This window comes from Aquibium sp. A9E412 (assembly GCF_030398335.1).
GTDB lineage: Bacteria > Pseudomonadota > Alphaproteobacteria > Rhizobiales > Rhizobiaceae > A9E412.
On the sequence record NZ_JAOAOP010000105.1, the window covers coordinates 1 to 7,580 of the forward strand.

A 7,580-nucleotide genomic window follows, 5' to 3' on the forward strand; every position below is an offset into this window, starting at 1 on the left:
TAGCAGTTCTGGTCGGTGCCGTTCAGCACGTTGGCCGCGCGCACCGCCTCCATCTCCTGCGGCCGGCAGGGATTCATGATCGCCGAGGTCATGCCGGCGCCGATCACCATGGGAATGAAGCCGGCGTTGATGCCGTGCCGGTGCGGCAGGCCGAACGAGATGTTGGACAGGCCGCAGGTCGTGTTGACCTTGAGCTCGTCGCGCAGCCGGCGCAGCAGGGCGAAGACCTGCAGGCCGGCCGTGCCCATGGCGCCGATCGGCATGACCAGCGGGTCGACGACGATGTCGTGCGCCGGGATGCCGTAGTCGGCGGCGCGCTCGACGATCTTCTTGGCCACGGCGAAGCGCACGTCGGGGTCCTCGGAGATGCCGGTCTCGTCGTTGGAGATCGCCACCACCGGCACGTCGTACTTCTTGACCAGCGGCAGGATGGCGGCGAGCTTCTCCTCCTCGCCGGTGACCGAGTTGATCAGCGGCCGGCCCTTGGCCACCTTGAGCGCGGCCTCGATGGCCGGCGTCACCGACGAATCGATCGACAGCGGCACGTCGACCAGCCCCTGGACGATCTCCAGCGTCTGCACCAGGAGGTCGGGCTCGGTCGCGTTGGGGTCGACCGCCGTCACGCCGGCATTGACGTCGAGCATGGTGGCGCCGGCGGCGACCTGGTCGAGCGCGTCCTTCTTCACCGTGTCGAAGTTGCCCGCGACCATCTCGGCGGCGAGCTTCTTGCGGCCGGTCGGGTTGATGCGCTCGCCGATCACGCAGAAGGGCTGGTCGAAGCCGATCACGACTTCCTTGGTCGCCGAGGCGACGATGGTGCGGGTCATGCGGTGTCTCCAATCGGATATAAAGACTTGTTTATATCGTTATTTCGTTCGTTTCAACCGGGGCCGGCCGTTCACCGCGTGACCTCGCGCAGCACCTCGGAGGGCTTCTCGCCCGGCGCCTCGGCGAGGATGTGCTCGAGCCGCTCGGCGACCAGCGCGTCGTCGGGCCGCGGCTCGCGCTTCCAGGGCCGGCGGCCCTTCAGCACGCCGGATTCGTGCACGATCTCGGCGACGTACTCCTCCTGCCGGTAGGCCATCACGTGGATGCCGGCGATGCCGTCGATCTCCTTGACCTCGTTGATGATGTCGATGGCGAGCCGCTTGCCTTCCGCCTTCTGGTCGGCGGCGCCCTCGAGCCGGGCGACCACGTGGTCGGGGATGTGGATGCCGGGCACGTTGCTGCGGATCCAGCGCGCCGTCCTGGCCGAGGCGAGCGGGCCGACGCCGCACAGGATGAAGCACTTCTCGTGCAGCCCCATGTCGCGCACCCGGGCCATGTAGTCGCGCAGCATCGGCACGTCGAAGCAGTACTGGCTCTGCACGAACTGGGCGCCGGCGGCGATCTTCTTGGCCAGCCGGAAGGGCCGGAAATCGTAGGGCGGCGCGAAGGGGTTGATGGCGGCGCCGAGGAAGACGGCCGGCGGCGTCGTCAGCTTGCGGCCGGACAGCAGCCGGGCCTCCTCGCGCATCGTCTGGATGGTCTCCAGCAGCGACATGCAGTCGAGGTCGAAGACCGGCTTGGCGCCCGGCTGGTCGCCCGCCTGCACGCCGTCGCCGGTCAGGCACAGCATGTTGCCGACGCCCATCGCCGCCGCGCCCAGAACGTCGCCCTGGATGGCGATGCGGTTCCGGTCGCGGCACGAGATCTGCATGATCGTGGCGTAGCCCATGCGCGTCAGCAGGGCGCAGATGCCGACCGACGACATGTGGCAGTTGGCGCCCGAGGCGTCGACGGCGTTGATGCCGTCGACCCAGCCGTCGAACACCGCGGCGCGCTCGTAGACGTCCTCCGGGTCGGCGCTGTCGGGCGGGTTGAGCTCGGCGGTCACGGCGAACTCGCCGCGCCTCAAGACGCGCTCCAGCCGGCCGCGCGAGGAGTGGCCGGGCAGCGGGTCGAGCGGCAGGTGCGGCCCGCCGGGGTGAACGTCGATCTGCGGCGGCCGGTCGGCGCTCATGGGGCGGCATCCTTGGCTTTCGCGGCGGCGGCACGGTCGGCGGCGGCGGTGGCGGTGACGCGCAGCCAGGCGGAGGTCTCGCGCAGCGACTGGTCGACCGGCTTCTGCACGTCGAGGATCGCGTCGCCGCCGCGCATCAGCCGCGAGCCCTCCCACGCCTTGACCCACACGCACGGCATGTCGGGCTCGACCTCGCAGTTGCCGTTGGCGCGCACGCCGCCGCACGGCCCGTTGCGAAGCTGCTTGGGGCAGTTCATCGGGCACGACATGCCGGTCGACGACAGCACGCACTGGCCGCACATGCGGCAGTCGAACATCAGGCCCTTGACGCGACGCTCGACGAACTTGACCGGCGCCTCGACGCGGCGGTAGCCGAGCGCGTTCCACAGCGGATGCAGCATCAGGAACAGGTCGGCGAAGCGGCCGTAGAGCCGCTCCAGGAAGCGGGCGTGGCGCACCGACCACAGCCGCGCGGCATAGCGCCGCTGGACGCGGCGCGCCGGCGACACGTCGGCCGGCTTGTAGGCGATGCGGCCGGCCGCCGCGCGCACGCGCATCGCCTGGGTGACGATCGGGGTCTCAGGGTCCGGCATGTCCACCTGCCTTGACCAGCGCCTTCAGCCGCTGGTCGTCGAACTGTGCGTCGAGTGTCGCGAGGGCCTGCTCGGCCTCCGCCTCCAGGTCGTCGCCGACCGGCTGCGGCTCGCCGCGCCGCCACTCGGCCAGATAGGCGTCGGTGTCGCGCGCGCCGACGCGCATGGCGCACATGTCGATCGCCTCGGTGAAGCGCAGCGGCAGCTCGCGCTTGGCGGTGCGCCGTCCCTTGCGCACGATCACCTGGGCGGGGATGTCGCGCCAGTAGAGGATGATGAGGTCGGCCATCGATGGTCTCCCGATGTTGGAGGCGAGCATTGCCGCAGCCACGAGGGTGCCGCTTGTTATGCGACGACGTCGGCGCATTCAAAAGCGACGCGGATGAAACGGCGCCCGTCATGCGCCACTCGCCGGCCGCATGACAAGCGTCTAGACTGCCGGCGAAGGCATGGAGGAGGGGCGATGCGCTGGATCGGGCTGGCGCTGGCACGGGCCGCGTTGGTCGGCCTGCTCGCCTATGTCGCGGCCGAGCGGGTGGCGGCCGGCGCGGTGGTGGCGGGCGCGGCGTTCGCGCTGGCCGCCGTGCTCTTCATGCTGTTCAGCGGCAACAATCCGGAATTCGCCTACCGCAAGCTGTCCGGCGCGTTCGCCTATGCCGCGCTCGGCCTGTTCGGCGTCTCGGCCTCGGGCGTGGTGCGCGCCGACTGGGGCGCGGACCAGAGCGCCGGCTGGCTGCAGCTTCTTTACCGCCTCGACGAGGCCTCGCCGCTCGTCATCACGCTCGCCGTGCTCGGCTCGCTCGCCTTTGCGGTGATCGACACGACGCTCGCCCGGCCGGCCCGCGACCGGCGGGCCGACACGCCGGCGGGCGGCGTCGCCCATGCCATCCAGGAGGTCGTGGTGAGTCGCGACGGGGACGGCACCTACCGCGCCCGCGGCCAGGCCTCGGTCGTCAACCGCAGCGGGGCGGCGGTCCACCTGACCGGCGCGCGGCTGCGCCGCGGCTATCTCGGCCGCGGCGTCGGCTCGGGGCTTTACACGCCGCGCGGCCAGACCGACCTGCCGGTCGCCGGCGGGGTGCTGGCGGTGGCGCCGGACGGCGAGGCGGTCGCCGTTGTCCTGCGCTTCGCGTTGGCCGACCGGCCGCGCGAGGCGCTGCTGGCGCTCGGCTGGCGCTGGCCGGTGGCGCTCTACGACGCGGTGCGCGGCAAGGCGGTGCTGACCCTCCGCGCCCAGGAGCCGGCGGCGCGCGGACGCCAGATCGTCGAATTGCGTCACCGGCAGCCGGCGGTCACTCGCTGAGCCGGATGCGGTCGACCGCCAGAAGGTCCGGCGGGCGGACATGGTAGGTCATCAGGTGCGGGCCGATCCGGACGCCGAAGCGCTGGAAGCCGTTCGGCGTCGGCTTGAGGCGCACGGCGCCGGACGGCTTGCTGCCGGCGGTGTGGGCGGCGGCGATGGCGTCGAGCTTGTCGAACACCTGCGCCTCGCTCCAGCCCTCGTCGACCAGCAGGTTCTTCATCCGCAACAACAACAGGTCGGTGCCGCCGATCGGTGCGATGCGATAGCTCACCGGGCCGGCCTTTCGTGCACGGCCGGCGGGCGCGGTCGCCCGGGCGGGTTGGCCGGACCCGGCAACGCGGCCTAGCCCGTCATCGTCTGGCGGTCGTGCGCCGGCGCGGCGGCCGCCGCCTCCTCCTCCTCGTCGCCGTGCAGGGCGCGCATGCGCTTGACGATCTCCGCGCGCAGCACGTCGCGCGACACCGCTTCGCTCTCGCCGCCGCTCGCCGCCTCGACCGAGATGTCGACGATGGTCTCCTCGAGGCGGTGCAGAAACGGGTCGATCGCGGCCGCGAGCGCCCTGGCGCGGTCGCCCGCGTCGCGCGCCACGGCGCGGCGCAGCGCGGCACCGAGCGCGTTCAGCTCGCGCTCCGTCTCGGGGCCGGGCCGGTGCAGCAGCTCGGCGAAATGGTCCGGGTCGTCCGGCTCGGCCAGATGGGCGTCCTGCGCGTCGGCGGCCGCGGCCATCGCGCGCAAGGCCTGCGCGTCGCTCCTGTGCAGCGCGACCAGGTCGGCGATCGGCACCATCGCGGCGACCGGCCGGCCGTGCTTCGTCAGGACCGCGCGCACCGAGCGGTAGGCGACGTCGTCGGCGAGCGGGCCGATGCCCGAGCGCGCCTCCGAGACCGGCAGGGTCTCGTAGGTCGCCAGGATGTCGGCCAGCTCCGCGCTGTCCGTCGGGGCGTGTCGGGGCATTGCTGTCGCTCCTCGCTTCGCCTGATTTTTGTACAAAATGGCAATTTGTACAAAAATGTCAAGGCGACGGCGCGGCTCAGCCGGCGAACAGCGCTGCGGCGAGCACGCCGGCCGCCCCCACCACCACGCCCATCACGGCGAGCGAGAGGAGGCCGCAGACCACCGCTGCGGCGAGCAGCAGGCCGTCGCGCTCCGACAGCGCCAGGCCGACCAGCGCGCAGGAGAAGGCGGGAAACCAGTTGCCGAGCGGCACCGGCAGGGTGACGGCGACGGCGAGCACCAGGGCGATGCCGCCGATCACCCGGTCGGCGTGGTCGCGCGCGAAGGGCCAGTAGCGCGGCCGCACCAGCCGCTCGACCCATTCGAGCCGCGGCACGGCCCGCTCGCTCAACTGGCGGAAGCGGTCGCGGGCGATCGTGCGGCGCAGCACGAAGCCGGGCAGCCACACCGTGCGGTTGCCGAGCACCATCTGCAGCGCCACGAGCACCAGCGGCAGGCCGAGCACCAGCGTGCTGCCGGGCGGCAGCGGCAGCATGTTGACGGCGGAGAACACGACGAGCAGGGCGGCGAAGCTGCGGTCGCCCATCGCCTGGCGGATCTCGGCCACGCTGACCGGTCCGTCCGCCGTGCGCGCCAGCTCGGCGACGATGCGCGACAGCCGTCGCGGCGGCGGGGGCGGCGGCGTTGCGGCCGCGCCCACGGCATCGATTTCCGTCAGTCCCGGTTTCATCGCGGTGCGGCCACGTTCCCCGCCCGGCCGTGTCGGCGGCGGGCCGTCCACCATAGCCGCGACACCGTTAAGCCTTCGTGACGGCCGGGCCGGCGCTGCGGCGGCGTGCAGGGGCGGCAGGGGCGAGGCGAGGGGCATGGCGGTCGATCCGGTGAGGCGACCAGCCATAGCGGCGATTCCGGCGGTTTCGTGGTCGTGCGGCGGGTGCGGCGCCTCAGCGCGCGGCGGCGCGCCCCAGCGCCGGCGTCAGGTCGCCGTAGCCGGTGCGCCGCTTCTCGTAGGCCAGCCCCAGCATGCGCGCGGCGTCCTCGGCCACCCGGTCGAGCGCGGGATCGTCGGTCTGCGCCAGGTAGACCACCTTCTCGTAGTTGCCGAACAGGTCGGCGGCGAGCTCGGGATGGCGGTCGAGGCCGAGCGGCCGCACGAAGAAGGCGTCGAACTGGCGGCACAGGAAATCGGTCATGTAGAAGACCGTCACGTCGTCCTCGGCGCGCGCGCGGAAGGCGTCCATGCCCTGGTAGAAGGCGAAGCAGTGCGGCCCCTCGATGCGCTCGACGCCGTGCCGCGCGCACAGCGCGTCGAGGCCGCCGCCGGTGCCGCAGTCGGCATAGCCGATGAAGATGCGGCCGTAGCCGGCCGCGCGCGCCTCGGCGAGCGCCGTCTCGAGCGCCGGCACGATGCGGTCGGGGTGGAAGTGATACTCGGCCGGCAGGCAGGTCAGCTCGAGATGCTCGAGCCCGAGCGCCGCCTTCACCGCGAGGATCTCGCGGGCGATCATGCCGCAGCCGATGACGAGAACCCGTTCGGCCGGCGGCACGGCCGGTGTGGCGCGCATGGCGGTCTCCCGTTCGCGCGGCGGCGCCGGGCGCCGCCGGCTCACGCGTGCACGTTGTGCTTGCGCTTGACCAGCTCCTTGGCGGTCTCGACCGCCACCGCGGCGTCGCGGCAGTAGGCGTCGGCGCCGACCGCCTTGCCGAACTCCTCGTTGAGCGGCGCGCCGCCGACCAGCACGATGTAGTCGTCGCGGATGCCCTTTTCCTTCATCGTGTCGATGACGACCTTCATGTAGGGCATGGTCGTGGTCAGAAGCGCCGACATGCCGATGATGTCGGGCTGGTGCTCCTCGATGGCGGCGAGGTAGTTCTCGACCGGGTTGTTGATGCCCAGGTCGACGACGTCGAAGCCGGCGCCCTCCATCATCATGCCGACGAGGTTCTTGCCGATGTCGTGGATGTCGCCCTTCACCGTGCCGATCACCATCTTGCCCTGCTTGGGCGCGCCGGTCTCGGCGAGCAGCGGGCGCAGGATCGTCATGCCGGCCTTCATGGCGTTGGCCGACAGGAGCACCTCGGGCACGAACAGGATGCCGTCGCGGAAGTCCTCGCCGACGATGCGCATGCCCTCGACCAGCGCCTCGGTCAGCACCTCGTAGGGCGCCCAGCCGCGGTCGAGCAGGATCTGCGTGCCCTCGAGGATCTCGTCCTTGAGGCCGTCGTAGAGGTCGTCGTGCATCTGCTGGACGAGTTCTTCGTCGGACAGCTCGGAGAGGATGATCTCGTCGTCGGACATGTCTGGCTCCTGATGGCCCCTACCAACGCTGGCGCCTGCAGCGGGCGATCCCCACCACATAGTCTGCCGTGGCGCCCGTTCATAACCGATTTGCGACTTCATGCGCAACGAAAGCGACCGGCGCGCCAAAGCCGGGCCCGGCGATGGCGGCCGCGGCCGTCCAGCGCAACGCCGGGCCCCCGGCCGCGGGGGCGGCCGGTGCGGGAAGACGCGCCGCGGCGGCGGCCCGGCCCCGTGTCCGGCCCCTTGTCCGGCCCCTTGTCTGGCCCGTGTCTGGCCCGTGTCTGGCCCGTGTCTGGAATGCGACACGGTCTGGCGTTGGCGGACCGTTCAGGTGCCGTCGCTTGGCTAGGATCGCGCGAACGAAACGGCTTGCAAGGGGCCGGCGTCCGGCCGGGTCGACGTCATGAACCAGGAGCTGCCCAACGA

General features: G+C 71.7%; 10 protein-coding genes. 1 reads left to right on the plus strand and 9 read right to left on the minus strand.

Annotated elements, in window-relative coordinates; all coding sequences use genetic code 11:
- The 4 genes from N1F89_RS19925 to N1F89_RS19940 all read right to left on the minus strand — a co-directional run.
- On the minus strand, window positions 1–827 hold an 827-nt coding region (locus tag N1F89_RS19925; protein ID WP_290086204.1), incomplete at its 3' end, for a methyltetrahydrofolate cobalamin methyltransferase.
- 71 nt (window positions 828–898) lie between these two features.
- Window positions 899–2,002: a methylenetetrahydrofolate reductase gene (locus N1F89_RS19930; protein WP_290086206.1), complete on the minus strand. Its 1,104-nt coding sequence runs from the start codon at window positions 2,000–2,002 to the stop codon at window positions 899–901.
- A complete protein-coding gene (locus tag N1F89_RS19935) occupies window positions 1,999–2,595 on the minus strand; it encodes a methylenetetrahydrofolate reductase C-terminal domain-containing protein (protein ID WP_290086207.1) in 597 nt (198 codons plus the stop codon). Before N1F89_RS19935 ends, N1F89_RS19930 begins: the two co-directional genes overlap by 4 nt.
- Window positions 2,582–2,884, minus strand: coding sequence for a virulence factor (locus N1F89_RS19940; RefSeq protein WP_290086208.1), 303 nt, complete (start codon window positions 2,882–2,884; stop codon window positions 2,582–2,584). The genes N1F89_RS19935 and N1F89_RS19940 overlap by 14 nt, the downstream gene beginning before the upstream one ends.
- Before the next feature lie 174 nt (window positions 2,885–3,058).
- Here N1F89_RS19940 and N1F89_RS19945 point away from each other — a divergent pair, with 174 nt between their 5' ends.
- The gene (locus tag N1F89_RS19945) at window positions 3,059–3,898 is read left to right on the plus strand and encodes a hypothetical protein (protein WP_290086209.1); all 840 of its coding nucleotides are present in this window, start codon (window positions 3,059–3,061) and stop codon (window positions 3,896–3,898) included.
- On the opposite strand, the gene N1F89_RS19950 is transcribed toward N1F89_RS19945, so the two are convergent.
- The 5 genes from N1F89_RS19950 to N1F89_RS19970 all read right to left on the minus strand — a co-directional run bounded on the left by N1F89_RS19950 (window position 3,888) and on the right by N1F89_RS19970 (window position 7,151).
- Window positions 3,888–4,169 (minus strand): hypothetical protein, encoded by a 282-nt coding sequence (locus N1F89_RS19950; RefSeq protein WP_290086211.1) that lies wholly within the window; start codon window positions 4,167–4,169, stop codon window positions 3,888–3,890. The two genes, N1F89_RS19945 and N1F89_RS19950, sit on opposite strands and share 11 nt — an antisense overlap.
- Before the next feature lie 71 nt (window positions 4,170–4,240).
- Entirely contained in the window at window positions 4,241–4,852 is a 612-nt protein-coding gene (locus N1F89_RS19955) for a type II toxin-antitoxin system Phd/YefM family antitoxin (protein ID WP_290086212.1), read from the minus strand.
- Between the two features lie 76 nt (window positions 4,853–4,928).
- The gene (locus N1F89_RS19960) at window positions 4,929–5,552 is read right to left on the minus strand and encodes an exopolysaccharide biosynthesis protein (protein ID WP_290086213.1); all 624 of its coding nucleotides are present in this window, start codon (window positions 5,550–5,552) and stop codon (window positions 4,929–4,931) included.
- 244 nt (window positions 5,553–5,796) lie between these two features.
- Window positions 5,797–6,417 (minus strand): DUF1638 domain-containing protein, encoded by a 621-nt coding sequence (locus tag N1F89_RS19965; protein ID WP_290086214.1) that lies wholly within the window; start codon window positions 6,415–6,417, stop codon window positions 5,797–5,799.
- 41 nt (window positions 6,418–6,458) lie between these two features.
- Window positions 6,459–7,151 carry a B12-binding domain-containing protein gene (locus N1F89_RS19970; RefSeq protein WP_290086215.1) on the minus strand — a complete coding sequence of 231 codons (693 nt, stop codon included), beginning with the start codon at window positions 7,149–7,151 and terminating at the stop codon, window positions 6,459–6,461.
- Window positions 7,152–7,580 lie beyond the last annotated feature (429 nt).

Bases quoted from the DNA above. Each gene is read 5' to 3' on its own strand.
- N1F89_RS19935 (WP_290086207.1), bottom strand. From the start codon at position 2,595: ATGCCGGACCCTGAGACCCCGATCGTCACCCAGGCGATGCGCGTGCGC.
- N1F89_RS19970 (WP_290086215.1), bottom strand. From the start codon at position 7,151: ATGTCCGACGACGAGATCATCCTCTCCGAGCTGTCCGACGAAGAACTC.
- N1F89_RS19945 (WP_290086209.1), top strand. From the start codon at position 3,059: ATGCGCTGGATCGGGCTGGCGCTGGCACGGGCCGCGTTGGTCGGCCTG.
- N1F89_RS19965 (WP_290086214.1), bottom strand. From the start codon at position 6,417: ATGCGCGCCACACCGGCCGTGCCGCCGGCCGAACGGGTTCTCGTCATC.
- N1F89_RS19940 (WP_290086208.1), bottom strand. From the start codon at position 2,884: ATGGCCGACCTCATCATCCTCTACTGGCGCGACATCCCCGCCCAGGTG.
- N1F89_RS19930 (WP_290086206.1), bottom strand. From the start codon at position 2,002: ATGAGCGCCGACCGGCCGCCGCAGATCGACGTTCACCCCGGCGGGCCG.
- N1F89_RS19955 (WP_290086212.1), bottom strand. From the start codon at position 4,852: ATGCCCCGACACGCCCCGACGGACAGCGCGGAGCTGGCCGACATCCTG.